Raw genomic sequence first — 24,255 nt, forward strand, 5'->3', positions numbered from 1 at the left:
ACGCGCAAGCGCGCGCGCTACAATAGCCCGATCCTCGTTTCGTCATCGGGCGTGCGCATTGATCGCGGCGCCAGGACTCCAAGGCGCACGCGAATATGCCGCAACGCTGGCCCGAATCCCCCTCCGTCGCTGACGGCGCAGCGTCCCGCGTGATGGCGCCGCGCAGCAAGACACGCGTCGTCGCACGCGAGCGCGTTGTCGGCCAATTGATCGAGGCACGGCGCAAGCGCTGCATCGTGCTCCAGGGCCCTGCCGGCTGCGGCAAGACCACCACGCTCCTTGCCTGGCGCGAGGCGCTCCTGCCGCTCGGCTTCGACCTCGCCTGGCTCACCCTTGCGCCGGAAGACGACGACCTGGCAAGCTTCGTCGACGGTCTCGTGGCGAGCCTCGCCCAGGTCGATCCGGCCATCTGCCGCGAAGCCGAGATCCTCGGCGGGCGCGGCGCGGACGACGAAGCCGTCGAGCGCACCGTGATCACGCTCGTGCGCGCCATCGCCTCCCGCTCCTGCGACCTCGCCCTCGTCATCGACGACCTCGATCACATCACCAACGCGCGCAGCCATCGCGCGCTGCAGTGGCTCATCGACTACGCGCCGCGAAACCTGCACCTCGTGCTGGTGTCACGCGGCAACGTTCCCGTGTCGCTCGGCCGCCTGCGCGACCAGGATCTGGTGCTCGAACTCAACATGCGCGACCTGCGCTTCACCTTTGCCGAATCCGCGCAATATCTGCGCGCGCAACTCGGCGAGGTGAGCGAGCGCGATGCGCGCGAAATGCACGAGCTGACCGATGGCTGGGTGGCGGGTCTACAGCTCTTCGCCATCCACCTCAAGCGCCGCCGCACGACGGCCGGGGCGGCGGACGTCACGGCCTCGCTTGCGAGCGCGCATCTGCACGACGCACGTGGGTTCGGCGAGTACTTCGAAGGCGCGGTGCTGTCGCGTCTTTCGGCCAACGAAGTCGAACTGCTCGTGCGCACATCGGTTTGCGCGCGGCTGTGCTCCTCGTTGTGCGTCGCGCTCGTAGGCGACGAGCAGCCTTCGAACGAAGTCCTCGCGCTGCTCGCGCGCCTCGAGACCGACAACCTCTTCATCGCGCAGATCGAACGCGTGGGCAACGAGACCTGGTACCGGCTCAACCCGCTCTTTCGCGAAACCTTGCTAGAGCGCCTGCGCACGCGCAGCGAAGCCCTGAAGCGCGCGGTGCATCACGCCGCCTGGTGCTGGTTCCGCGATCACGGCCTGCCCGAAGAAGCGGTGCGCCACGCGCTGCACGCCGGCGAATCGGCGGCGGCCGCCGACCTCGTGCTTGCCGTGGCGCGCGACCTGCAGATTTCCGGCGATCTGCGCAAGCTCGTCTCGCTCATGCATTTGCTGCCGCACGCCGAGATCGAGACGCGTGTGGAGTTGCGCCTGTGGCGCCTGCAGCTCGAACTGTATGCGCGCGACTTCGAAGCCTGCGCCACGGCCATCGCGCGCCTCGAAGCCGATATCCCCGAAGAGAACGTGAATGCGCGCTACCGGCTCACGCTGCTGCGCGCCGCCGTCGACGTGCAGCGCGACGACGCCGACAGCGCGGCGGCGCATCTGCCGCAGCTCCTCGCCGCGCCCGCGGACGCCCCCAGCATGTCGATCGGCGCGCGCAACAACCTGCTCTCCTGGCTCTACATGCGCCTCGGCGAATACGACGAAGCGCGCGCGTTCCAGAACGAGGCGACGCGCCCGCTGCTCGCCGGTTCGCCGTTGATGGGCACCTCGGCGGGCGTGCTCAACGGCCGCTGCATGGCTGGCTTCAGCCATGCGCTCGAGGGCCAGTTCCGGCAGGTCGAGCGCATCTGCCGTGACGTCCTTGCCGAGGCGGACGAGCGAGGCAGCAGCGCGGCGGAGCCCGCGTGTCTCGCGGCCGCGCTACTCGGCGAGGCGCTCTACGAATTCAACGACATCGCCGGCGCAAGACGCCTGCTCGAAGACCGCGTCGATGTGCTCGAGCGGGTGTCCATACCGGACTCCGTCGTGCGCGTGTTCACGGTGCTTGCGGCCGCGCATTGGACCGAGGGTCATCGGCTCGACGCGTTCGCGTATCTCGAGCGGCTCGAGGAGTACGCGAGCCGGCACGGCCTGCCGCGCCTGCTTGCGCATAGCCTCGCCGCACAGGTCCTTCAACATCTGCAATGCGCCCAGTTCGACGACGCACAGGACCGGCTCGCGCGTCTCGACACGATCGCGGCTCGCCTGCGTCCCACGCGGCCGCATGCGTGGTACGACGTTCACGCGCTCGCGCAGCGCTCCCATGTGAACTGGTGCATCGCGCACGAAGACTTCGAGGGCGCGGCCCTGCATTTGCCGCCGCTCATCGCGCTTTGCGGCGAAAGGGGCTGGCAGCATCGCGTCGTCCAGCTGCGCATGCAGGCCGCGCTCGTGGACCAGCGGCGCGGGCGCGCAGACGCGGCCCGCGAGAGCGCGCTCACGGGCCTGCGGCTTGGCCACCGGCTCGGCCTCGTGCGCAGCGTGCTCGACGCGGGCCCGGACATCGTAACGTTCGCCGAACAGGTCGTGCGCGGGATGCCGGGAGTGTCCGCCGATCAGAGCCCGCAGGAAAACGGCGGCGACCCGGTGCTGGCGTTTTACGTCGACCGGCTGCGCGCGGCGCAGGAATCGGCCGCTGCGCTCGCAAGCACGACGAACGAAACGGCGCTTGCGCGCGGCGCGGCGCCGAACGTCGCCGAAACCCTCAGCGAGCGCGAAGCGAAGGTCGTGAGCCTGCTGGCCCAGGCGCTACCCAACAAGAAGATCGCCCGCACGCTCGGCATCTCGCCCGAAACGGTCAAGTGGCACCTCAAGAACATCTACGGCAAGCTCGGCGTGTCGAGCCGCGATGAGGCCGTCGCGCGCGTGCGCGACCTCGGCATCGACACCTGAACGGCTTCGCGCGGGCTCGCGGCGAGGCGCTACCCGGTTCGGGTGGTACGACCCACCGCCCCACCCGCTATGCTTGTTTTAAGGGGTGCCGCCCAGCGGTACCCCTTCCGACAAAATCAACGTGGTGCGCCCGCCAGGTCGCACGCAAACGTTCAGGAGACACGGCTCAATGAGTACGCTCACGGCCAGTAATTCGCCGGCGGTTGCCGTCCGGCCGGTCCGCATGCCTCACCGCCCGACGCTCGTCGAGCACCGCAGTGACGGTAGCCTGATCCTGCGCTCATCCAACCCGCCCCCCGCCATCGCGCAAACGAGCTTCGCGGATTTCATCGAAGCCTGGGCAAAGACGCGTGGCGAGACAGCCGCCTTCTGCGAGCGCGGAAGCGACGGCGCCTGGCGGCGCGTGAGCTGGCGCGAGCTGTGGCAACAGGTGCAGTGCGTGGGCGCGGCGCTGCTCGAGATGGGCCTCGATCAGGCGCATCCGCTCATGCTGCTCTCGGGCAACTCGATCGAACAAGCCATCGTGCTGCTCGCCGCCGAATACGTGGGCATTCCCGTCGCGCCGGTGTCTCCCGCTTACTCGATGCTCAGCCAGGACTTCGCGCGCCTGAAGGCCGTGGTCGAACTGGTGCCGCCTGCGGCGCTGTTCGTGCAGGACGCCGCGGCCTTCGAGCGAGCGCTTGCCGGGCTCGCTCATCTGGGCGCACCGGTCATCGCTGTGCGCGGCTCCCGTCCAGGTCAGATCGACTGGGCGACGCTCGCGCAGACTGAGCTGACCGAGCCGCGCCGCGCGGCCGTTGCCGCCGCTCATGCGGCAATCGCACCCGACGCCACGGCGCGTGTACTCTTCACGTCGGGCTCGACCGGCACGCCCAAGGGCGTCAACCTCACGTACCGCAATTTCAAGGCGGTCGCTTCCTACTTCTCGGACAACCTCGCTTTCTTGCGCGACACCGAGCCTGTGTTCCTCGACTGGCTGCCCTGGCACCATGGTCTGGGTGGCGTGCTCAACCTCGGCCGCTCGATCCAGTTCGGCGCGACCCACTACATCGACGACGGCCGCCCCGTGCCCGGCATGATCGAGCGCACTGTGCGCAATCTGCGCGAGGTCGCGCCCACGATCTTCACGAGCGTGCCCTCGGCCTGGGCCGTGCTCGCGAACGAGATCGAGCACGACGCCGAACTCGCGGCGAACCTGTTCTCGAAGGTTCACTTCTTCGGCTACGGCGGCGCGAGCCTGCCCACCGAGGTCTGGGAGCGCATCCAGCGTGTCGCGGTGAAGACCATCGGTCAGCGCATTGCCTTCGTGAGCGGCCTTGCCTGCACGGAAACGGCTGGCATGGGCACCTTCTGCGGCTGGCCCACGGATATCGTCGGCAACATCGGCACGCCGGTGCCGGGATCGGAGGTGAAGCTCGTGCCGCTCGAAGGCGCGGACGCACGCTACGAGATCCGCATGCGCGGCGCGAACGTGTTCGGCGGCTACATCAAGCATCCCGAACTGAGCGCAGCGGCGTTCGACGAAGAAGGCTTCTTCCGGCTCGGCGACGCCGTGCGCTTCGCCAATCCGGATAATCCGTCCGAAGGCCTGCTGTTCGCGGGGCGCGTGGTCGAAGACTTCAAGCTCGCCAACGGCACGTGGGTGCGCACGGGCGCCATGCGGCTCGGCCTGCTCGATCACTGCGCCCCGCTCCTGAGCGACGCCGTGATCTGCGGACACGACCACGACTACGTCGCCGCCCTCGCCTGGCCGAACGTGGCCGCGTGCCAACGTTTCGCGCCGGAGCTCGCCGGGCTCGACGCCGCCGCGCTCGTGCAGCACCCCGTTCTCATCGCCGCGCTGAGCGAGCGCCTGCACGGACAGCGCGGCCAGGGCGCGAGCGTTCACGTCGAGCGCCTCATGCTGATGGCCGAGCCGCCTTCCATGGACGCCAACGAAATCGCCGACAAGGGCTACGTCAATCAGGCCGTCACGCGTGCGCGCCGGGCCCACCTCGTCGAAGCGCTCTTTCACTCCGAACCCGCCGCGCATGTAGCACGCGCACGGTAATCCACCCTCGACCCATACCGCTTACGTTCACCGAAGCTCCATTAACGCTAAGGACTCCGATATGCATATCAACCGTAACGTCTTCCGCGACGATCACGAAATGCTGCGCACCACCGTGCGCCGCTTCCTGGAAAAGGAATGCGTGCCGAAGCAGGCCGAATGGGACAAGGCCGGCAAGGTCGATCGCGAGACCTGGCTCAAGGCCGGCCGCGAAGGCCTGCTGTGTGTCACGCTGCCCACCGAATACGGCGGCGGCGGCGGCGATTTCGGTCACGCGGCCGTGCTCAACGAGGAGATCAACCGGGCCGGCGTCAGCGGTCTTGGCTTCGCCGTTCACTCCGACATCATTGCCCCGTATATCGCGCGGCTTGGCAACGAGGAACAAAAGCAGCGCTGGCTGCCGAAGGTCTGCTCCGGCGAATATATCCTCGCCATCGGCATGACCGAGCCGGGCACGGGCAGCGACCTGAAGGCCGTGCGCACGACCGCCATTCGCGACGGTGACGATTATGTGATCAACGGCAGCAAGACCTTCATCAGCAACGGCCTGAATGCGGACCTCATCGTCATGGTCTGCAAGACCGATCCGGCCGCGGGCTCCAAGGGTGTGAGCCTGATCGTGGTCGAAGCGGACCGCGAAGGCTTTCGGCGCGGCCGCAAGCTCGATAAGGTGGGCCAGCACGCGCAGGACACCGCCGAGCTTTTCTTCGACAACGTGCGCGTACCCGTTTCGAACCGCCTCGGTGAAGAAGGCAAGGGCTTCGCCTACCTGATGGCCGAACTGCCGCAGGAACGGCTCTCGATCGCCATCGGCGCCGCCGCGAAAATGGAAGCCTGCCTCGAGCACACGTTGAACTATGTGAAGGACCGCCGCGCGTTCAATCAGACGGTGTGGGACTTCCAGAACACCAAATTCAAGCTCGCGGACATCAAGGCCCAGGCCGTTGCAGTACGGCTCATGATCGATCATTACTTGTCCGAACACGTGCGCCGCCGTCTCACACTGGAAGAAGCCGCCGTCGCGAAGCTCTTCGCGACCGAGGCGCTCGGCAAGGCGCTCGACGAGATGGTGCAGTTGCATGGCGGTTACGGTTACATGCTCGAATACCCGGTGGCCCGCGCGTTCGCCGATGCGCGCGTGATGCGCATTTACGGCGGCACGAGCGAAGTGATGCGCGACCTTATCTCGCGCAAGCTTTAAAAAAATCCTCATTCTCTCAGGAGTACTGATATGACTCAAAACGTGTATGTCGCCGGCGTCGGCATGATTCCGTTCAAGAAGCCCGGCACGAGCGAGACCTACGACACGATGGGCGCCACCGCGATCCGCCAGGCGCTCGCCGACGCAGGCCTCGACTACACCGACGTGCAACAGGCCTACGCAGGCTATGTCTATGGCGACTCGACCTGCGGCCAGAAAGCGCTCTACCAGGTCGGCATGACGGGCATACCCGTCATGAACGTGAACAACAACTGCGCGACCGGTTCGACCGCGCTCTTCCTCGCGCGTCAGGCGGTGCAAAGCGGGGCCGTGGACTGCGCGCTCGCCGTCGGCTTCGAGTTCATGGGCCCAGGCGCGCTCAAGTCGGTGTGGGTGGACCGCGCGAGCGCGCTCGAGCGCGCCAACGTTGTCGTCGACGAACTCGTCGGCCGCCAGGAGGGACTCAGCAACGCCATTCGCCAGTTCGCGGGCGCGGGTATGTCGCACATGAAAAAGTACGGCACGAAGCTCGAAACTTTCGCGAAGATCCGCGCGAAGGCGAGCCGCCATGCGGCGCGCAACCCGCTCGCTGTGTTCCGCAACGTCGTCTCGACCGAAGACGTGATGGCCGCGCCCATGCTCTGGGAGGGCGTGCTCACGCGTCTCATGGCCTGCCCGCCGACCTGCGGCGCGGCGGCAGCGCTCGTCGTCTCCGAGGCGTTTGCGAAAAAGCGCGGTCTGCGCACCGATGTGATCATCGCGGGCCAGGCGCTCACCACCGACACGCCGAGCACGTACGACGCGCGCGACATGATCCGCGTGGTGGGCTTCGACATGACGCGCTCGGCGGCGACGCGCGCCTACGAGCAAGCCGGCATCGGTCCGCGCGATATCGACGTGATCGAGCTGCACGACTGCTTCGCACAAAACGAACTGATCACCTACGAAGGGCTTGGCCTGTGCGCGGAAGGCGAAGGCGAGAAACTCGTCAACGACGGCGACAACACCTATGGCGGCGAATGGGTCGTCAATCCTTCGGGCGGCCTGCTCTCGAAGGGCCATCCGCTCGGCGCCACGGGGCTCGCCCAGTGCTACGAACTCACGCATCAGTTGCGCGGAACCGCGAGCGAGCGCCAGGTGGAAGGCGCGAAGGTCGCGCTCGCGCATAACGTGGGTCTGGGCGGCGCGTGCGTCGTCACGGTCTACAAGTCCGCCTGAGCGTAAGCATGGCTATCGATACGGAGCAATCCTCATGATCGACAAGCAACACATCGGCAGGACGCTGCCCGCATTTCGCGTGCTGGCCGAAGCAGGCCGGCTGCGCTTCTTCGCGAAGGCGATCGGCGAAACGAATCCGGTGTACTTCGACGAATCGGCAGCCCGCGACGCAGGCCATCCGGGCCTGCCGCTGCCGCCCACGTTTCTCTTCTCGCTCGAATTCGAGCAGCCCGATTCATCGTGGCGCGATGCGATCGGCATCGAACTGCCGCGCATCCTGCACGGTGAGCAGTCCTTCACGTATCACCGGCTCGCCTACGCCGGCGACGTGCTGCTATTCGAATCTCGCCTTGCCGACATCTACGAGAAAAGGGGTGGCGCGCTGGAGTTCGTCGTGCGCGAGACGCGCGTGACGAACCAGCGCGGCGAGCACGTAGCCGATCTGCGCAGCGTGATCGTGCAACGCAACGGCTGAAGGGAGACCGCGAATGACTTTCCAATACGACACGATTCAGGTGGGCGACACGCTTCCCGCGCTCGAACTGCCGCCGGTCGACCGCAAGATGCTCGCGCTCTTCGCGGGCGCTTCGGGCGACCACAACGCGGTGCATATCGACATCGACTATGCGCGGCGCGCGGGCATGCCCGATGTGTTCGCGCACGGCATGCTCTCGATGGCGTGGCTCGGACGCCTGCTCACCCAATGGGTCGATCAGCGCCAGTTGCACCAGTTCGGCGTGCGCTTCGTGGGCATCACGCATATCGGTCATCGCATCGTCTGCACGGGGCGCGTGGTCGAAAAATTCGAGGCCGATGGCGAGCGCCGCGTGCGGCTCGAAATCCAGACCGCCAACCAGTATGGCGAGCCGCGCGTCGTGGGCGACGCCGTGGTTTCACTGTAAGCAATCCGAATCAAATAATCGAAGGAGAAAGCAGCATGGGTAAGCTCGATGGCAAAGTGGCGCTCGTCACCGGTTCGGGACGCGGCATTGGCCGCGCGATCGTGGAAAAGCTCGCGAGCGAAGGCGCGCGCATCGTCGTGAACGACCTCGACGCCGATCCGGCGCACGAGGCGGTCGAAGCGCTGAAGAAGGCCGGCGCCGAAGCAGTAGCCTGCGTGGGCAACGTCACGGCGCCGGACTTCGCCGAGCGTTTCATCAATACGGCGATGAGCGCGTACAAAGGCATCGACATCATCGTCAACAATGCCGGCTACACGTGGGACGACGTGATCCAGAAGATGACCGACGAGCAGTGGTACGCAATCCTCGACTGCCACATGACCGCGCCGTTCCGCATCCTGCGCGCCGCGTATCCGCACGTGAAGGCGCTGCACGCCGCCGACGTCGCCGAGGGGCGCGAGGTGTATCGCAAGATCGTGAATATCTCGTCGGTGTCGGCGCTCAACGGTAACGCGGGGCAGATGAACTATTCGTCCGCCAAGGCCGGCGTCATCGGCATGACGCGCGCGCTCGCCCGCGAATGGGGGCGCTTCAACGTGAACGTCAACGCCGTGGCGTTCGGCCTGATCCACACGCGCATGACGTCGGCAGATGCCAAGGCCGGCGCGACCGTGAAGATCGATGGCCGCGACATCCGCGTGGGACTGAACCCCGAGATGCTCAAGACTCACGCGCAGCGCAATCCGCTTGGCCGCGGCGGCACGCCAGAGGAGGCAGCAGGCGGCGTTTATCTCTTCTGCACGCCTGAGTCGAACTACATCACCGGACAGACGGTCGCCGTGGCTGGGAATCTTCAGTAAAGCGAAGAAAACAGATGGTCATAGCGGGAAACCCGCCGTTGCGCGGGTTTTCCTTTTTCCGCCTGACATGGGACCTGCGCCCTACTCGGCGCCGGTATCGAGACCGATGCCACGCGCCATGCCCGTCGCCGCAACGACCATCACGACGAGCAGCAGCGTTTGCCATCTGCCGATGCGCGCGTATTTCGGCGCTCCGGTGAGATCCGGCACATCGCCGCGCCGCACGGCGAGGCGCCAGCGCAGCAGCGCCATCAAGGGCCCGATTTCGAGCAGAAGGATCAGCACGAGCGTGCCCATCTTCACGAGAAAGAGCGGTTCGTGGAGGTAGTACGCGGCGCCCTTCTCGAACCCGCCGAACGCACGCATCGCGCCAGTCACGATCAGGACGACCGCCGAGCCGCCCCAGCCGTTATCGGCGCTGAAGATCATCGGCAGGTCTTCGGTGGACGTGCAACGGCGCAACCCGCGCGTGCGCCGCAAGATCGACGCAAGCGCGAAGCCGAAGGCAAGCAGATGAACGGCGGCGAGCAACCAGCGTATGAGCATTGCGACTCCTTCGAGTGGACGACAGGAACGGCAAGCAACGGTAAAGCGGCTCAAAAGCGGACGCGGCGCGTCTGCGAGCGGACGTCAGACCTGCTTCAGCGCGGCATCGAGGGCGCGTGCGGCCGTGCGGTCGCCTTCTGAGGCGAGCCGCGCACGAAACACAGTCTGACGGTTGTGGCCCGCGGCAGCCGGCGAATCCCACAGCAATTCGATCTTCGACCGGCGCGCGGGCTTCTCCCCATGCGCCGCCGCTGATGCCACGGCAGCTCGCCGCGGCGCAGCGGACGCGACCGGCTCAGGCGCGGCCGCAGACTGCGCAGTCCGTTGAGCTGCGGTGGAATTCGCGGGATCCGCGGCAGCAACCGGTTCGACAACGTCAGTAGCGCTCGCAGGAGCGTCGGCCTGCACCGGCGCGGGCAACAGCGCGGGGCCGGACGCAACCGCCCCGCCCTGCGGCGCCCCGGAGAGCCAGCGCACCGACAACTCGCGTGCATCGTACTGCCCGACCTTGCGGCTCTCCTGCCAGACGACCGTCGTGCGCGTGGCCGCATCGATCGACACCGCGAAGCGCCCAATCGCGAAACGCCGCGCCGCAAAGTTGCTGCGCCAAAGCGCGCGCGGCCGGCAGATCCAGACCACGGCAGCATAGAGGGCGGGCGCGGCGACGAGCCAGCCGTTGGTGTCGGCCACGGTGTGGAAGGTGCGCCGCCAGCCGGCGGTCCAGACAAACATGCCAATCGAGCCGAGCGCGAACAAAAAGCCGAGCACGCCGAAAAAGCGCAGCGCCTGGCGCAGCCACTGCGGCAGCGGGTGAAACGGCCGCTCGACGCGCGCCTTGGCGCCCGGCAGCACGATCAGCAGAAACAGGAAGACGAGATTCAGGCTCGCCGCCGGCGACGACGCCATGCCTTCGAGCGCGGCGACGAAATTCATTTGCGCCATGGAGTGCAGCCAGCGCGCCAGGATCACGAGCCCGATCGCGCGCAGCGCGAAAAGCGTCCCGGCACCGGGTACGGTGGCCGTGGGCGTCGGTCGGGTTCTGGCCAAGGGACTACTCCTCATCTCGCTTGCGTGGGCGCCGCGGATTTTACGGCACGGCCATTATAGGGACATTAAGCGTGCGCCTCACTTGCCGCCGCCGTGCATGTGACAACGCCCCGGTGCACGGGGCACCGGGGCGTTGGGGATAAACGGGAAACCCGGGCGCGCCGCAGCGCGTCCGGTTTCAGTGCATACCTTAGCCGGCGTTGACTTCGCGCAGCACGGTGCGATGCTTCTGGCGCAGCAGATCTTCGTACACGGCCACATAGTTGCGCGCCATCACCTTCGACGAGAAGCGCGCTTCGAACGCGGCGCGCACCTTCTCGCGCGACAGCGTCGACAGGCGCTTGACTGCGGCGACTGCGCTGATTTCGTCTTCGACGACAAAGCCCGACACGCCATTCTCGATGACTTCCGGCACCGAGCCGCGCTTGAACGCGATGACCGGCGTACCGCAGGCCATGGCTTCGATCATGACGAGGCCGAAGGGCTCCGGCCAGTCGATCGGGAACACCAGTGCATGCGCATTGCCGAGGAACTCGCGCTTTTCGTGCTCGCCGATTTCGCCGATGTACTCGACGTGCGGCAGCGCCATCAGCGGCTTGATGACTTCTTCGTAGTAGGCGCGGTCGGCCTTGTCGATCTTGGCGGCGACCTTGAGCTTCATGCCCGCCTGCCCGGCGATGCGGATCGCGCGGTCAAGCCCCTTCTCCGGCGAGACGCGGCCGAGGAATGCGAGATAGCCGGGCTCGACGTTCGGAATCGGCTTGAGCACGTCTTCCGGCAGGCCGTGGTAGACGGTCTGCTGCCAGTTGGCTTGCTGCAACGGAATGCGCTGGTTGTCCGAGATCGAAACGACCGGCACGTCGTTGAACGCGTTGAACACCGGTTGCAGTTCCGGCAGATCCAGACGGCCGTGCATGGTCGTGACGAACGGCACCGGCTGACGCTGGAACAGCGAGAACGGGTAGTAATCGATGTGGAAGTGCAGCACGTCGAATTCGTCCGCACGGCGGCGAACTTCTTCGAGCAGCAGCATGTGCGGAGCCATCACGTCGCGGATCGTCGGGTCGAGGCGCAGTGCCTGCGGCCAGAACGCTTCGAGCTTTGCCGAGGTGATCGAATCGCCGCTGGCGAACAGCGTGACATCGTGGCCCTGTTCGACCAGCGCTTCGGTCAGGTAGGAGACCACCCGTTCCGTGCCGCCGTACAGCTTGGGAGGAACCGCCTCGTGCAACGGAGCGATTTGAGCGATTCGCATAGTGGTGAACTCCTTCCTCGTAATAAATCGGGCAATAGACTGCAAATTTGACAATCGACCTATGCAGGCTGCGGCTTCCTTGTCGCCACGCGCCTTACAGGCGTTCCATACCGCTAACCGCGCCGGAAATCCGGACACAGACCCGACGCAGTTGTGAAGCGGCAAGAGAGCGCACACGCGGCGGTTCAGGCGGTAAACGCGCAGGGTTCGCGGCCGTTGACACAGAAGCTGTCAAATTCCCTACGCCGTCCGAGTCGGCATTATCCCGGTCCAGGGTAAATACCGGCTAGATCATTTCAAAGTCTTTACGTTGTTACAAACCGGAAACACTCCGCAACCCATTGTTTTCCAAGACAGTTCTAGATTGAGTGCTGCGCTGCGGAAAACAACTGCGGGCGATTGTCGCGGCACGGTGCGCATCAATCTATCGCGCTCGTGGATCCTGGTTTGCCACCGGCTGACAGCGCGTGGCGAGCATGCACAGCGCTTTTCCGAATGCAATCCATAATTCTATCTCTAAAACACTCATCTCTAAAACGGTCCAGGATTCCTGTTGAACCTCCGCTGCAACAAGGTGTCCCCAATGTGTATCCCGCGCTATCGTGTCGCGATATGATGCGCGTCCGCCGGGCACAGGCGGTGCGCGAGGCGCATGGGGTGTTTACAATGCGGTAAGTCCGCCTTCGTTGCCGCGCGCCCGAAGCCGTTCGTCGTGTTAGCGCGCCAGCTATCTTTCTTTGAACTTGCACGGACGAAGTTCCGTCAGACCGACCACCCGATCAATTGGAACATCTGACCACCGCCCAGCGTAACGCCCACAACGCAAAGCTCGCGAGCTATGCGCGGCGTCCGCTCGCGTTCCTTTTCCGCTACATCAAGCGCCATCCGTTCGCCCACAGCGTCGTGCTCGCCAGCGTGTTCGCGGCCGTGGGCTGCGCGCTTGCGTCGCAGTACGCCATCAAGCATCTGATCGACGTGCTCGGAGCGGGACGCCATCATCCGGGCCCGCTGTGGACCGCATTCGGCATCCTCGTTGGCCTGATCGCCGCCGATAACCTGCTCTGGCGGGTCGGCGGCTGGTTCGCCGCGCACACCTTCGTCACCGTGACGGGCGACCTGCGGCGCGACCTCTTCCAGTACCTGAGCGGCCACTCGCCCACTTACTACGCCGAAAAGCAGCCCGGCACGCTCGCCAGCCGCATCACCGCGACGTCGAACGCCGTCTACACGGCCGAGAACACCACCGCGTGGAACGTGCTGCCGCCCTGTATCGCCGTGGCCGGCGCGATCGTCATGATCATCGCGGTCAACCCGCTCATGGCGGCGGGCCTCCTGCTCTGCTCGGCCATCCTTTCGGTGATCCTCTTCAAGCTGGCCGGGCGCGGCTCGTCGCGCCACCACACCTTCGCCTCGAAAGCGGCCGCGGTGGACGGCGAACTCGTTGACGTGATCGGCAACATGGCCCTCGTGCGTGCCTTCGGCATGACGTTTCGCGAGCAAAAGCGCTTCGGCTCGACCGTCAAGGCCGAACTCGACGCGCGCCGCTCGAGCCTGCTCTACCTAGAAAAGCTGCGTCTGCTGCACGCCGTGATCACGGCCATGCTGTCCGCCGGCCTGCTCGGCTGGGCGCTGTGGCTCTGGGATCAGGGCAAGGCGACCTCAGGCGACATCGTGCTGGTGAGCTCGCTCGGCTTCACGATCCTGCACGGCACGCGCGACCTGGCCGTGGCGCTCGTGGACGTGACCCAACACGTGGCGCGCCTCGCCGAGGCCGTGCAAACGCTGCTGGAGCCGCACGGCATGCCGGACCGCGACGACGCCAAGGAACTCATCGCCCAGGGCGGCCGCGTCGAATTCGAGGGTGTGACCTTCGCGTATCCGCACCGCAAGCCGATCCTCGATCATTTCGATCTGCGCATCGAGGCCGGTCAGCGCGTGGGGCTAATCGGCAAATCGGGCGCCGGCAAGACAACGGTGCTCGCGCTGCTGCAGCACTTCTACGAAACGCAGGGCGGCGCCATCAAGATCGACGGCCAGGACATCGCGCATGTCACTCAGGACAGCCTGCGCCATGCCATCGCGCTCGTGCCGCAGGACATTTCGCTGCTGCACCGCTCAATCTACGAGAACATCGCCTACGGCCGCCCCGAGGCGAGCCGCGAGGAAGTGGTCGCCGCGGCCCGCGAGGCGCGTTGCGCAGAATTCATCGAGGCGATGCCCGAGGGCTACGACACGATCGTGGGCGACCGCGGCGTGAAGCTGTCGGGCGGCCAGCGTCAGCGCATCGCGATCGCGCGCGCCATTCTCAAGAATTCGCCGATCCTGCTGCTCGACGAAGCCACCTCGGCGCTCGACAGCGCGTCCGAAGAGGCCATCCAGCAGGCGCTCGACCGCCTCATGGTGGGCCGCACGGTGGTCGCGATCGCCCACCGCCTCTCCACGCTCAACAACTTCGACCGCATCATCGTGATGAGCGCGGGCAAGGTGATCGACGACGGCACGCCCGAAGAGCTGCGCAACCGTCCGGGCCTCTACCGCGACCTCCTCGCCAAGCAGTACGGCAAGCACTCCACGCTGCATCTGGGCAGCAAGAAGGCCGACGAAAAGCACGTGGCCTGACAGCGCCCGGGCGGGCGCCCCGCCCGCCGCGTTTCGCCGCAGACACCCAGACGCAAAAAAACCGCTTCAGTGCATCGACTGAAGCGGCTTTTTTTCGCCCTCGCCCAGGTGCGCAGGTGCGCGAGGCTTGGGGGCTCAGCCCTGCGCGCGCTCGAGCGGCGGCAGGTTCACCCCTTGCCGCACGCTGACCCGGCCGAGATCGCGCATGAAGCGGTCGCGCCAGACCGAGACATTGTTCTCGCGCAACTGGGCCATCATGTCCTGATAGCGCGCGAGCCTCTCGGCGAGCGGCATGGAGAGCGCGGCATTGAGCGCGTCGGCCATGCCGTCGATATCGAGCGGATTGACGATCAGCGCACCCGAAAGCTCCTGCGCCGCGCCGGCGAAGCGCGAGAGCACGAGCACGCCCGGATCTTCGGGATCCTGCGCCGAGACGTATTCCTTGGCGACGAGATTCATGCCGTCGCGCAGCGGCGTGACGTAGCCGACGTTCGACGCCCGGAACAGCGCGGCCAGCACCGCCCGTTCGTACTGGCGGTGGATGTACCAGATCGGCGTCCAGTCGAGTTCCGCGTAACGGCCGTTGATGCGCCCCGACTCCGCCTCGAGGCGCAGCCGGATGTCCTGATAGGCGTGCAGGTCGGCGCGCGTAGGCGGCGCGATCTGCACGAACGAGACCTTGTTGCGCTGCGCCGGCGCGTGGTCGAGCAGGCGTTCGAAGGCGCGAAAGCGCTCCACGAGCCCCTTCGAGTAGTCGAGCCGGTCCACGCTCATGATGACCTTGCGCCCGTGCAGCGTGGCCTTGAGCGTGCGCACCGGCTTGCCGCGCTCGCCGGCTCGGGCGAGTTCCTCGATCTCATCGGGGTAGACGCCGATCGGGTAATCGCCCGCACAGAGCGTCTGCCCGAACGCCTCGATACGCGTGAGACCGTCCGCCTGCATCGCGGTCGTACCGCCTGCCTCGTTCACGATGTAGTCGCAGAACGCACGCAGATCGGGCTTGGTCTGGAAGCCGAGCAGGTCGAACGCGCATAGCGCCTGAACCAGCTCGCGATGCGGCGGCACCGCCAGCAGCACCTGCGAGGCCGGAAACGGAATGTGCAGGAAGAAGCCGATGCGGTTTTTCACGCCCGCCGCGCGCAGCGCCTGCGCGAACGGAATGAGGTGATAGTCGTGGACCCAGATCACGTCGTCTTCACGCAGAAGCGGCACGAGTTGCTGCGCGAGCCACGCGTTCACGCGGCTATAGCCCTCGTACTCGTGGCGGTCGTACTGGACGAGATCGGCGCGGTAGTGGAACGCGGGCCAGAGCGTCGCGTTCGAGAAACCGCGGTAGTACTGGTCGTAGTCACGCCGCAACAGGCCGATGGTGGCGAAGGTCACGGGTCCGCGCTCTTCGAGTGTGATCTGCGGCTGGCCGGCGGTGAGCACGTCCCCGCTCCAGCCGAACCACATGCCGCCGGTTTCCTTGAGCGCGTCGTACACGCCCACCGCGAGGCCGCCCGCGGCCGGACCGCCTTCGGAAATCGGCGCGACGCGGTTCGACACGATGATCAATCGGCTCATGAGGGGCGGGGTCCGTGCAGGAAATCGGGAAGGCGTGGCGCGCGCGAAACGACGCCTCGCGCGATGCAATCGACGTGGGATGTGAGGCGAGGCATGCGCACGGTCACCGGGCGCCCGGCATCGCCGCGACGAGCGATGCGAGCCAGCCGATCAGCGCATCGACCGAATCGATGCGCGTCAGTGCGATGGTGTCGCCGCCGCCGACCTTGATCGACAGGCCGCCCAGCGCGTTGACGACGGCGAAGCCCTTCTCGTCGGTCAGATCGTCGCCGGCGAAAACCGGGCGGCGGCCCGCGAACGGCGGCTCGTCGAGGAAGGCGCGCAGCGCGCGGCCCTTGTCGACGTCCTTCGGCTTGATTTCGTAGACCATCTTGCCGGGCTGCAGCACGTAGGCGTCAGCGTAATCGGCGGCGAGGCGCTCGGTCGCGGCGCGCGCGGTGCCCTCGTGTTCCGGCGCGTTGCGGTAGTGCAGCGCGAGCGACGCGCCCTTGATCTCGAGCAGCATGCCCGCATGCGTGCGCACCACCTCCGCGAGCACCTGCTCCATATGCAGCAGACGCTGATCGTTGAAGCCGACACGCTGCGTATCGCCGTTGGCGTCGCGCCGCTCGGCGCCGTGCAAGCCCGCCACGGGCAGATCGGGCATGCCGAGGAAACCATCGATGCTCTCGATGCCGCGCCCCGAGACGATCGCCACGGCGCCGTGCGTCAAGCGGCGCAACTCGCGCAGCAGCGCGAGCATGTCGGGACGTACGAGCACGCCGTCGGGCGTGGGCGCGAGATCGACCAGCGTGCCGTCGAAATCGAAGAAAAATGCCGTCTGATCAGGCGGCAGGACTGCCGGAAGTGCTTGCATTGCGTTCTTTTCACCCGTCGGCCTGCTGGCCGGGTATGGCCCCGGGCTGCGCCCAGGGAAAGTGTGCGAATCTTACCGCGCCTTGGATCGATTATCGAGAAAGTAAGGGGCTGACCGGCTGCGCGGGCTTGCCCAGACTCGAGTCGACGTGTCTGCGGTCCGATTTTTCGGAAGTTGGACACCGCCGCCAGGCTGGCCATTCAGCGGATGCGGCATATCGACGCGAGCGATCCGCACGACCGGGGCGCTCGCGACCGAGCGGACCCAATTTTGCTACAGTCGCAGCGGCAAGCCGAGCCCAGTGGTCCGATCGAGCGCGGCCAAAAAATCCACACGAGTCGACGAGATTGCCTTTGTTCCCCACCTTCGAGCCCACGCTGCGCACGTTCCACGCCCGCCTCTGCCGCGGTGCCCGCAGCCTGCGGCACGCGGCGCTCGCGGCGGGTGCCTTGCTGCTCGTGGCATGCTCGCACCCGGGCGAGCCGTGGCAATTGACGAACGTGAGCGGCCACCTGCCCGACCTCGACTTCGCGCTCACGGCCGACAACGGCCAGGCCGTAACGGGCGCGAGTTTTCGCGGACGCACGACACTCGTCTACTTCGGCTATACGCATTGCCCGGACGTCTGCCCGGAGACAATGGCGCGCCTGATGCAGGTTATAGCGAAGCTCGGCCCCGACGCACAGAAAGTGCGGATACTCTTCATCAGCGTCGATCCGGCGCGCGACACGCCGCAGGCCTTGCACGCCTACGTCGGCGCATTCGATGCCCAGCATGCGCGCGGCCTGACCGGCACCGACAGCCAGATCGAGTCGCTCGCACGACGCTACCGTGTGGCCTACCAGATGGAAAAGCGCGACCCCGACGGCAGTTACGAAGTCACACACAGTTCGGCCGTCTATGTGTTCGACGCGCAGGGCCGCCCGCGCCTGCTCGCCACCGACCACGACACACCGGACGCGATCGCGCACGACGTGCGCCGCGTCATCGACGAGACGGCGTGAACGCATGCCGCCTCGCGCGTCCAATCCTCGAGTCTTGACGAAACAGCAATCGCAACAGGAAACCTTATGACGAAGAACCTCAAGTCACTCACCGTCTCGCTCGGCTGCGCGCTGAGCACCTTCGGTGCGCTCGCCGCCTTCGCGCCCGCCGCCAACGCCGCCGGCACGCTGAGCACGCAGGACGCGTGGGTGCGCTGGCTGCCCAACGACCTGCCGGCCGCGGGCTATGTCACGCTCAAGAACGATGGCGACCAGCCGGTCGATCTCGTGGGCGTTTCGAGCGACGCTTACGGCATGGTCATGCTGCATCAGACGGTCTCGAATGGCTCGACGCAAAAGATGGTCATGGTGCACAAGGCGACGGTGCCTGCGCACGGCACGCTTGCGATCGCGCCGGGCGGCTATCACCTGATGCTGGAAAAGGCGAAGCACAAGATCGCGCCAGGCGACACGGTGAACGTGAAGCTGCAGTTCTCGGACGGCGAAACGCTCGACACGCCGTTCGCAGTCAAGTCGCCCTCGGGGCAGTAAAGCCGCAGCAAGACAGACGCGCGCATGCTTTGTGGTTGCGCGCGCAAGCATGTTGAATCCGCGATGAGGCCGCCGCCATGCTCGCGATGACCCTGCTCTATTGGCTCCAACCGTGGGAGCCTTCGCCGACCGTGATGATCTGCACCCTGCTCGCGGCGGTGCTGTTCGTGCGCGGCAAACGGCACGCGCGGGTGTCGCTCGCGCGCCAGATCTCCTTCTGGTTCGGGCTTGGCGCGCTCTACGTCGTGCTGCATACGCGGCTCGACTACTACTTCGAGCACGAGTTCTTCATGCATCGCGCGCAGCATCTCGTGCTGCATCATCTGGGACCATTCTTCATCGCGCTCGCCTACCCGGGCGCGGCGCTGCGCGCGGGCATTCCGTTCAAGTGGCGGCGGCGCTTCGTGCGCCCGGTGCTCGCCGCGAGGCCCGTGCGCGTGGCGCTCGACATCGTCATGCATCCCGTCGTTGCGGTCGGACTCTTCGTCGGGCTCATCTATTTTTGGCTCTTTTCGCCGATCCACTTCATCGCGATGCTCGACTGGCGCCTCTACCGCGTCATGAACTGGAGCATGGTGATCGACGGGCTGCTGTTCTGGTGGCTCGTGCTCGACTCGCGCCCCGCGCCACCCGCGCGCCTCTCGCCGGGCAAGCGCGTGCTCGTCGTGATCGCGGCGATTCCGCCGCAGATCGTGCTCGGCGCGTTCATCTTCTTCACGCCGCGCGAGCTTTATCCGGTCTATTCGATCTGCGGCCGCGCGTTCACCTGGCTTTCGCCCATGCGCGACCAGCAGATCGGCGGCCTGCTGCTGTGGATTCCGGGGTCGATGATGAGCGTGGTTGGTGCGCTGGTCGCGCTGCGCCACTGGATGCGGCTATCCGCACGCGGACGTTTGCAGCAGGACCGGCGCGCCAGTGTGCGCGCTACCGAGAGTGAGAGTGCGCCCCCGACGGAAGAGCGCACGCTGCGCACATGAATTCGGGCGCAGCCTGGCACAAAGATCGAATCAGACCGAGCGCATCCACACGTGAGGAATGCCGTCCTCGTCGTGAATCTCGCCAACGGGCGAAAAGCCGAACGCACCGTAGAACTTCTGCAGATGCGCCTGGGCGTGCAGACGCATCGCGACGTCCGGCCATTGGCGTGCGATCTGCACGATGGCGCGTTCGAGCAGCGCGTTGCCGAGCTTGATGCCGCGATGGTTCTGCGACGTCACCACGCGGCCGATACGCACATCAGCATCCTCTGCGTCGGGCAGCAGCACGCGCAAATAGCCAGCAAGCTCTCGCTCGCCGCCCTGCTCGCTCCATGCGAACAGATGCCACGCGCCGAAGTCGAGACCGTCGATATCGCCATACACGCAGTTTTGCTCGACGACGAACGCGTCGGAGCGCAGTTTGAGCATGGCGTAGACTTCACGCGCGTCGAGCGCATCAAAGGCTTTCCATTGCCAGTCGAATTGGGGCAGCGGCAAGGCGGTGGACTGCACGGTCATGGTCTGTGATTTCCATCAAAACATCGAGAATGACCACGATTATGCCGCGCGCCGCACGCGCCACGAACCCGTCGCTCAGGCAGCGTTCACTTTCGCCGGCGCGGCTGCTCGTATTTGCGCCAGTACTGGAACGGCTCTTCATGCAGATCGATGTCGAGATCGACGATGCGCGCCTGCATGCTCTCCTGCGCGTCGGCGATGGCCTTGTTGTAGACCGCTGGCGCGATCTCTTCGAGAAAGAAACCCAGCAGCGCGCCCGCCGCGACGTTGCCGATCGGCTCTTCCATGTTCGCGTCGAAATAGCGCTGGATGGAGGCGATCGCTTCGCTGCGCGCGTCTTCGGGGAGTTCGATGGACATGTCGGGAAACCGGAGAGGATGGATTCCGGCTATTTTGCGCCACGTGCGTGAGCGCGTAGCGAACACCGCAGCAAACGGGGCGCAAAAAACAAAAGCCACCCGAAGGTGGCTTTTGTTTTGCATCTGGAGGCGCGAGCCGGAGTCGAACCGGCCTACACGGCTTTGCAGGCCGCTGCATAACCGCTTTGCTATCGCGCCAGAAGCGGACTGACCGGAATGAGGCAAACATGAGGCACACTGCGTGCGCCCGCAACGACCGGACAGATTTGTTCTATGGCTTTGAAGTGGCCAAATACGCCGATCAAAGCCCGCCAAACAAAAAGGGAAGCGCTGCTTCCCCTTGGCATTTGGAGCGGGAGACGAGTCTCGAACTCGCGACCTCAACCTTGGCAAGGTTGCGCTCTACCAACTGAGCTACTCCCGCAAATGTCCTGCTTTACTGCGATTTTCCTGCTTCGGCACTTCGTTTTTCTCTACCGCAAAAACGCCGCACCTTCAATTCTGGAGCGGGAGACGAGTCTCGAACTCGCGACCTCAACCTTGGCAAGGTTGCGCTCTACCAACTGAGCTACTCCCGCATATTTGCTTCAGACTTCGCCGATTTTGCGCTTAACCACAGCGTATCTTCTGCTATCTCACCGCATCTGCCTGTTTGCTACTGCGTCGTGCAGCGGAGAAGTGAGATTATGTATAACCCGCAGAAACGTGTCAACCCCTTCGCGTGAACTTTTTGGAAAAAGACGCACGGGGTTCACGACACTCTGCTCACATGCTTCCCCTTTCGCGGATCTGGGGCCATGCGAGCTTCATGTAATAGAGCATCGACCAGATCGTGAGGAACGCCGCCACATAGATGAGCCACGCGCCCCACACGCGCGAGTCGAACAGCGTCACGCCGCCGAGCGTAAGCGGCGCGTAGAACAACAGCATGGGAATCGCGACCATCTGGCACGCAGTCTTGAACTTGCCGAGCGAATTCACCGCCACGCTCTTCGACGCGCCAATTTGCGCCATCCATTCGCGCAACGCCGAAATCGCGATTTCGCGTCCGACGATCACGAGCGCAATCACGGCGTCGAGCCGCTGCAGATGTACGAGCACGAGCAGCGCCGCGGTCACCATCAACTTGTCTGCGACGGGATCGAGGAATGCACCGAACGAGGACGTCTGATTCCACTTGCGCGCGAGAAAACCGTCGAACCAGTCGGTGAGCGCCGCGAGCACGAAGAGCAGCATCGCCAACACGTTCTGCTGCATCGGGGAAAGCAACGTCTGCGGCAGATAAAACACGCCGACCACGAGCGGAATCGCCAGGATCCGCAGCCAGGTCAGGAGAATCGGAATATTGAACGGCATCGGCTGGCGCTATCTGTCAGGGGAGATGCAATTATGGGAGATGCAATTGTGCCGCGTCGCCGCACCTGCCACAAGCAACCGTAAGGAATGGCCGGGCCGGACCCGGCCTGCGAGGCCGCCGCATCAGTGAAGCTGCTGGTAGATCTGCTCGGCGAGCGAGCGCGAGATGCCCTCCACGCTCGCCAGATCCTCCACGCTGGCCGCCATCACGCCGCGCAAGCCGCCAAAGCGCGCGAGCAGGCGCTGACGGCGCTTCGCACCCACGCCTTCCAGTTCTTCGAGACGCGAAGTCTGACGCGTTTTGCCGCGCTTCGCGCGCATGCCGGTGATGGCGAAGCGGTGGGCCTCGTCGCGGATCTGCGCGACGAGCATGAGCGCAGCGCTCTCCTTGCCAAGTTCAAGCGGCGCGCGGCCATCGGCGAACACGAGCGTTTCGAGACCGACCTTGCGCCCCTCGCCCTTCGCCACGCCCACCAGCATCGCCGGATCGAGACCCAGTTCGGTGAACACCTGACGCGCGATCTCGACCTGCCCCTTGCCGCCGTCGATCAGCACGATGTTGGGCAGCATGCCGCCGGGCGGCGGCGCTTCGACGGCCTCGCTGGCCTCCACGGCGTCCGAAGCTGCATTCGGGTCGGCGGGATCGGGCGCCGGGACGGGTGGCGACGCCTCGTCGACTTCAGCGCGCGCCGCTTGCGCGACCATCTTCTCGTAGCGGCGCGTGAGCACCTGGCGCATGGCGGCGTAGTCGTCGCCGGGCGTGATGCCGGTGATGTTGTAGCGGCGATATTCGGCCGACTGCATCTTGTGATGGTGATAGACCACGCACGACGCCTGCGTCGCCTCGCCCATCGTGTGGCTGATGTCGAAGCACTCGATGCGCAAATGCGCGAGATCGTCCAGTTCGAGTCCAAGCAATTGCGCGAGCGTGCGCGTGCGAGCCTGCTGCGAACCCTGCTCGGAGAGCAGGCGAGCGAGCGCGAGCCGCGCGTTCTGCTCGGCCATCGCGAGCCATGCGCGCTTCTGACCTTGCGGCTGACGCAGCACCGTGACCTTGTGCCCTGCCTGTTCGCTCAGCACATCGACGAGTTCGCGGTTTGCGGGCGGATGACTCACCACCAGCACGGGCGGCACGCGGTTGCCGAAGTAGTGCTGCGCGATGAAGGCGTCGAGCACTTCGGATTCGATGCCGATCTCGCGCTTCCTGCGCGAATCCGCTTGCGGCTCGAGCGCGGGTGTTTCGGATTCGGCTTCGCTTGCGTTATCTTCATCGTCGAGGTCGGCCGCGATGGCGAGCGGATCCGCTTCGCGCGCCGCATCGTCTCGTGCGTCGGCCTCTTGCGCTTCCTCGACGTAATCCTCCACCGTCTTGCGCGCAAGCGAAGGCAGCGACTTCAGCGCGCTCGCCGCGACCACGGTGTCGCTGTCGATTTCCTCGGCAACGCCGCCCTCTTCGTCGGTGAGCGCACGCTCCACATGCGCCGGGAAATACGCCTTGTCGCCCAGATGCCGGCCGCCGCGCACCATCGCGAGGTTCACGCAGACGCGCCCGCCCAGCGCCACCACGGCAAGAATGTCGACGTCGCTCTCGCTACCCGTTTCGATGGCCTGCTGGTGCAACACGGTCGAAAGCGAACTCATCTGATTGCGCACGGATGCCGCCTGCTCGAACTTAAGCTCCGAGGCGAACGCGTGCATCTTCGTCTCGAGCTCCTTCATCACCTCGTTCTGACGGCCCAGCAAAAAGCGCGATGCGTTGTTCACGTCGCGCGCGTAGTCCTCTTCGCCGATCGCACCAACGCAGGGCGCCGTGCAGCGGCCGATCTGATGCAGGAGGCAAGGCCGCGTGCGGTTGTTGAACACTGAGTCCTCGCAGGTGCGCAACTGGAACACGCGCTGCAGGATCTGGATACTCTCGCGCACGGCCGAGGCGCTCGGAAACGGCCCGAAGTACTGGTTATTGCGATCGACTGCGCCGCGGTAGTACGCCATGCGCGGGAACTTGTGCCCGGTGATCTTGAGAAACGGGTACGACTTGTCGTCGCGAAAGAGGATGTTGTAGCGCGGCGTGAGCGCCTTGATGAGATTGTTTTCGAGCAGCAGCGCCTCGGCCTCGGAACGCGTGACCGTGGTTTCGATGCGCGCAATCCGCGTGACCATCATCGCGATGCGCGGCGAAAGCTGCGTCTTGGTGAAGTAGCTCGACACGCGCTTTTTCAGGTCGCGCGCCTTGCCGACGTAGAGGACCGCGCCTTGCGCGTCGTAGTAGCGATACACGCCCGGCAGATGAGGCAACTGCGCGAGCGCCTTTTTCGGGTCGAAAACGTCGGTGTCGGTCATCCAGTTTCGGGGACGGGAGGTGCGTCGAGATAAGTGAGAGGTTGCAGAGCGCGCCGCCGTCGCGACGCGTTCATGGCTGTGTCCTAGAATCGCAAGTTTAGATCATTCCATGCCGCACGGAACCCGCGCCG

20 protein-coding genes and 3 tRNA genes are annotated in these 24,255 nt (G+C 65.5%); 11 read left to right on the plus strand and 12 right to left on the minus strand.

The window, feature by feature from the left end; genetic code table 11:
• The first annotated feature begins 95 nt into the window (after positions 1-95).
• From L0U83_RS09405 to L0U83_RS09435, 7 genes are all read left to right on the plus strand, one after another.
• A complete protein-coding gene (locus tag L0U83_RS09405) occupies positions 96-2,918 on the plus strand; it encodes a winged helix-turn-helix domain-containing protein (RefSeq protein ID WP_233882272.1) in 2,823 nt (940 codons plus the stop codon).
• 169 nt (positions 2,919-3,087) lie between these two features.
• A complete protein-coding gene (locus L0U83_RS09410) occupies positions 3,088-4,968 on the plus strand; it encodes a feruloyl-CoA synthase (protein ID WP_233882273.1) in 1,881 nt (626 codons plus the stop codon).
• 61 nt (positions 4,969-5,029) lie between these two features.
• Positions 5,030-6,169 (plus strand): acyl-CoA dehydrogenase family protein, encoded by a 1,140-nt coding sequence (locus L0U83_RS09415; RefSeq protein ID WP_233882274.1) that lies wholly within the window; start codon positions 5,030-5,032, stop codon positions 6,167-6,169.
• Between the two features lie 30 nt (positions 6,170-6,199).
• Positions 6,200-7,387: a lipid-transfer protein gene (locus L0U83_RS09420; RefSeq protein WP_233882275.1), complete on the plus strand. Its 1,188-nt coding sequence runs from the start codon at positions 6,200-6,202 to the stop codon at positions 7,385-7,387.
• Between the two features lie 34 nt (positions 7,388-7,421).
• A complete protein-coding gene (locus L0U83_RS09425) occupies positions 7,422-7,862 on the plus strand; it encodes a MaoC family dehydratase N-terminal domain-containing protein (RefSeq protein WP_233882276.1) in 441 nt (146 codons plus the stop codon).
• Positions 7,863-7,875: 13 nt separating this feature from the next.
• On the plus strand, positions 7,876-8,289 hold the full coding sequence (locus L0U83_RS09430) for a MaoC family dehydratase (protein ID WP_233882277.1): 414 nt from the start codon (positions 7,876-7,878) through the stop codon (positions 8,287-8,289).
• A 35-nt stretch (positions 8,290-8,324) separates the two neighbouring features.
• Positions 8,325-9,149, plus strand: coding sequence for an SDR family NAD(P)-dependent oxidoreductase (locus L0U83_RS09435; RefSeq protein ID WP_233882278.1), 825 nt, complete (start codon positions 8,325-8,327; stop codon positions 9,147-9,149).
• Between the two features lie 81 nt (positions 9,150-9,230).
• Here L0U83_RS09435 and L0U83_RS09440 read toward each other — a convergent pair whose 3' ends face one another.
• The 3 genes from L0U83_RS09440 to L0U83_RS09450 all read right to left on the minus strand — a co-directional run bounded on the left by L0U83_RS09440 (position 9,231) and on the right by L0U83_RS09450 (position 11,997).
• The gene (locus L0U83_RS09440) at positions 9,231-9,695 is read right to left on the minus strand and encodes a DUF2214 family protein (protein WP_233882279.1); all 465 of its coding nucleotides are present in this window, start codon (positions 9,693-9,695) and stop codon (positions 9,231-9,233) included.
• 84 nt (positions 9,696-9,779) lie between these two features.
• Positions 9,780-10,742, minus strand: coding sequence for a hypothetical protein (locus tag L0U83_RS09445; protein ID WP_233882280.1), 963 nt, complete (start codon positions 10,740-10,742; stop codon positions 9,780-9,782).
• A gap of 190 nt (positions 10,743-10,932) precedes the next feature.
• Positions 10,933-11,997, minus strand: coding sequence for a glycosyltransferase family 4 protein (locus L0U83_RS09450; RefSeq protein WP_233882281.1), 1,065 nt, complete (start codon positions 11,995-11,997; stop codon positions 10,933-10,935).
• Between the two features lie 783 nt (positions 11,998-12,780).
• Between L0U83_RS09450 and L0U83_RS09455 the strand changes: the two genes are divergently transcribed.
• Positions 12,781-14,616 carry an ABC transporter ATP-binding protein gene (locus L0U83_RS09455; RefSeq protein ID WP_233882282.1) on the plus strand — a complete coding sequence of 612 codons (1,836 nt, stop codon included), beginning with the start codon at positions 12,781-12,783 and terminating at the stop codon, positions 14,614-14,616.
• A gap of 135 nt (positions 14,617-14,751) precedes the next feature.
• Here the strand turns inward: L0U83_RS09455 and otsA are convergent, their stop codons facing one another.
• Both otsA and otsB read right to left on the minus strand, forming a co-directional pair.
• Positions 14,752-16,182: an alpha,alpha-trehalose-phosphate synthase (UDP-forming) gene (otsA, locus tag L0U83_RS09460; RefSeq protein WP_233882283.1), complete on the minus strand. Its 1,431-nt coding sequence runs from the start codon at positions 16,180-16,182 to the stop codon at positions 14,752-14,754.
• Positions 16,183-16,285: 103 nt separating this feature from the next.
• Positions 16,286-17,038: a trehalose-phosphatase gene (otsB, locus tag L0U83_RS09465; protein WP_233882284.1), complete on the minus strand. Its 753-nt coding sequence runs from the start codon at positions 17,036-17,038 to the stop codon at positions 16,286-16,288.
• A gap of 353 nt (positions 17,039-17,391) precedes the next feature.
• On the opposite strand from otsB, the gene L0U83_RS09470 reads away from it, so the two are divergent.
• The 3 genes from L0U83_RS09470 (at position 17,392) to L0U83_RS09480 (ending at position 19,550) form a co-directional block, all read left to right on the plus strand.
• Positions 17,392-18,042: an SCO family protein gene (locus tag L0U83_RS09470; RefSeq protein ID WP_373321027.1), complete on the plus strand. Its 651-nt coding sequence runs from the start codon at positions 17,392-17,394 to the stop codon at positions 18,040-18,042.
• Positions 18,043-18,108: 66 nt separating this feature from the next.
• Positions 18,109-18,573, plus strand: coding sequence for a copper chaperone PCu(A)C (locus L0U83_RS09475; RefSeq protein WP_233882285.1), 465 nt, complete (start codon positions 18,109-18,111; stop codon positions 18,571-18,573).
• An 86-nt stretch (positions 18,574-18,659) separates the two neighbouring features.
• On the plus strand, positions 18,660-19,550 hold the full coding sequence (locus L0U83_RS09480) for a cytochrome c oxidase assembly protein (RefSeq protein ID WP_233883822.1): 891 nt from the start codon (positions 18,660-18,662) through the stop codon (positions 19,548-19,550).
• A gap of 30 nt (positions 19,551-19,580) precedes the next feature.
• Here the strand turns inward: L0U83_RS09480 and L0U83_RS09485 are convergent, their stop codons facing one another.
• From L0U83_RS09485 to uvrC, 7 genes are all read right to left on the minus strand, one after another.
• On the minus strand, positions 19,581-20,069 hold the full coding sequence (locus L0U83_RS09485) for a GNAT family N-acetyltransferase (RefSeq protein WP_233882286.1): 489 nt from the start codon (positions 20,067-20,069) through the stop codon (positions 19,581-19,583).
• Between the two features lie 86 nt (positions 20,070-20,155).
• On the minus strand, positions 20,156-20,428 hold the full coding sequence (locus tag L0U83_RS09490; protein ID WP_233882287.1) for a DUF2164 domain-containing protein: 273 nt from the start codon (positions 20,426-20,428) through the stop codon (positions 20,156-20,158).
• A gap of 124 nt (positions 20,429-20,552) precedes the next feature.
• Positions 20,553-20,626, minus strand: a tRNA-Cys gene (locus L0U83_RS09495).
• Between the two features lie 150 nt (positions 20,627-20,776).
• A tRNA-Gly gene (locus L0U83_RS09500) sits at positions 20,777-20,852 on the minus strand.
• A gap of 78 nt (positions 20,853-20,930) precedes the next feature.
• A tRNA-Gly gene (locus tag L0U83_RS09505) sits at positions 20,931-21,006 on the minus strand.
• Positions 21,007-21,193: 187 nt separating this feature from the next.
• Positions 21,194-21,784 carry a CDP-diacylglycerol--glycerol-3-phosphate 3-phosphatidyltransferase gene (pgsA, locus tag L0U83_RS09510; protein ID WP_233882288.1) on the minus strand — a complete coding sequence of 197 codons (591 nt, stop codon included), beginning with the start codon at positions 21,782-21,784 and terminating at the stop codon, positions 21,194-21,196.
• Between the two features lie 123 nt (positions 21,785-21,907).
• Positions 21,908-24,124, minus strand: coding sequence for an excinuclease ABC subunit UvrC (gene uvrC, locus L0U83_RS09515; RefSeq protein ID WP_233882289.1), 2,217 nt, complete (start codon positions 24,122-24,124; stop codon positions 21,908-21,910).
• Between the last annotated feature and the right edge of the window lie 131 nt (positions 24,125-24,255).

This window comes from Paraburkholderia flagellata (genome assembly GCF_021390645.1).
In the GTDB taxonomy this organism is placed as follows: Bacteria; Pseudomonadota; Gammaproteobacteria; order Burkholderiales; family Burkholderiaceae; genus Paraburkholderia; species Paraburkholderia flagellata.

What these genes read in the sequence shown, in the direction of transcription:
- pgsA (WP_233882288.1), bottom strand. Translation starts at nt 21,784, where the DNA reads ATGCCGTTCAATATTCCGATTCTCCTGACCTGGCTGCGGATCCTGGCG.
- L0U83_RS09430 (WP_233882277.1), top strand. Translation starts at nt 7,876, where the DNA reads ATGACTTTCCAATACGACACGATTCAGGTGGGCGACACGCTTCCCGCG.
- L0U83_RS09415 (WP_233882274.1), top strand. Translation starts at nt 5,030, where the DNA reads ATGCATATCAACCGTAACGTCTTCCGCGACGATCACGAAATGCTGCGC.
- L0U83_RS09420 (WP_233882275.1), top strand. Translation starts at nt 6,200, where the DNA reads ATGACTCAAAACGTGTATGTCGCCGGCGTCGGCATGATTCCGTTCAAG.
- L0U83_RS09490 (WP_233882287.1), bottom strand. Translation starts at nt 20,428, where the DNA reads ATGTCCATCGAACTCCCCGAAGACGCGCGCAGCGAAGCGATCGCCTCC.
- L0U83_RS09450 (WP_233882281.1), bottom strand. Translation starts at nt 11,997, where the DNA reads ATGCGAATCGCTCAAATCGCTCCGTTGCACGAGGCGGTTCCTCCCAAG.
- L0U83_RS09425 (WP_233882276.1), top strand. Translation starts at nt 7,422, where the DNA reads ATGATCGACAAGCAACACATCGGCAGGACGCTGCCCGCATTTCGCGTG.
- L0U83_RS09440 (WP_233882279.1), bottom strand. Translation starts at nt 9,695, where the DNA reads ATGCTCATACGCTGGTTGCTCGCCGCCGTTCATCTGCTTGCCTTCGGC.
- L0U83_RS09480 (WP_233883822.1), top strand. Translation starts at nt 18,660, where the DNA reads ATGACCCTGCTCTATTGGCTCCAACCGTGGGAGCCTTCGCCGACCGTG.
- L0U83_RS09405 (WP_233882272.1), top strand. Translation starts at nt 96, where the DNA reads ATGCCGCAACGCTGGCCCGAATCCCCCTCCGTCGCTGACGGCGCAGCG.
- otsB (WP_233882284.1), bottom strand. Translation starts at nt 17,038, where the DNA reads ATGCAAGCACTTCCGGCAGTCCTGCCGCCTGATCAGACGGCATTTTTC.
- uvrC (WP_233882289.1), bottom strand. Translation starts at nt 24,124, where the DNA reads ATGACCGACACCGACGTTTTCGACCCGAAAAAGGCGCTCGCGCAGTTG.
- L0U83_RS09435 (WP_233882278.1), top strand. Translation starts at nt 8,325, where the DNA reads ATGGGTAAGCTCGATGGCAAAGTGGCGCTCGTCACCGGTTCGGGACGC.
- otsA (WP_233882283.1), bottom strand. Translation starts at nt 16,182, where the DNA reads ATGAGCCGATTGATCATCGTGTCGAACCGCGTCGCGCCGATTTCCGAA.
- L0U83_RS09485 (WP_233882286.1), bottom strand. Translation starts at nt 20,069, where the DNA reads ATGACCGTGCAGTCCACCGCCTTGCCGCTGCCCCAATTCGACTGGCAA.
- L0U83_RS09410 (WP_233882273.1), top strand. Translation starts at nt 3,088, where the DNA reads ATGAGTACGCTCACGGCCAGTAATTCGCCGGCGGTTGCCGTCCGGCCG.
- L0U83_RS09475 (WP_233882285.1), top strand. Translation starts at nt 18,109, where the DNA reads ATGACGAAGAACCTCAAGTCACTCACCGTCTCGCTCGGCTGCGCGCTG.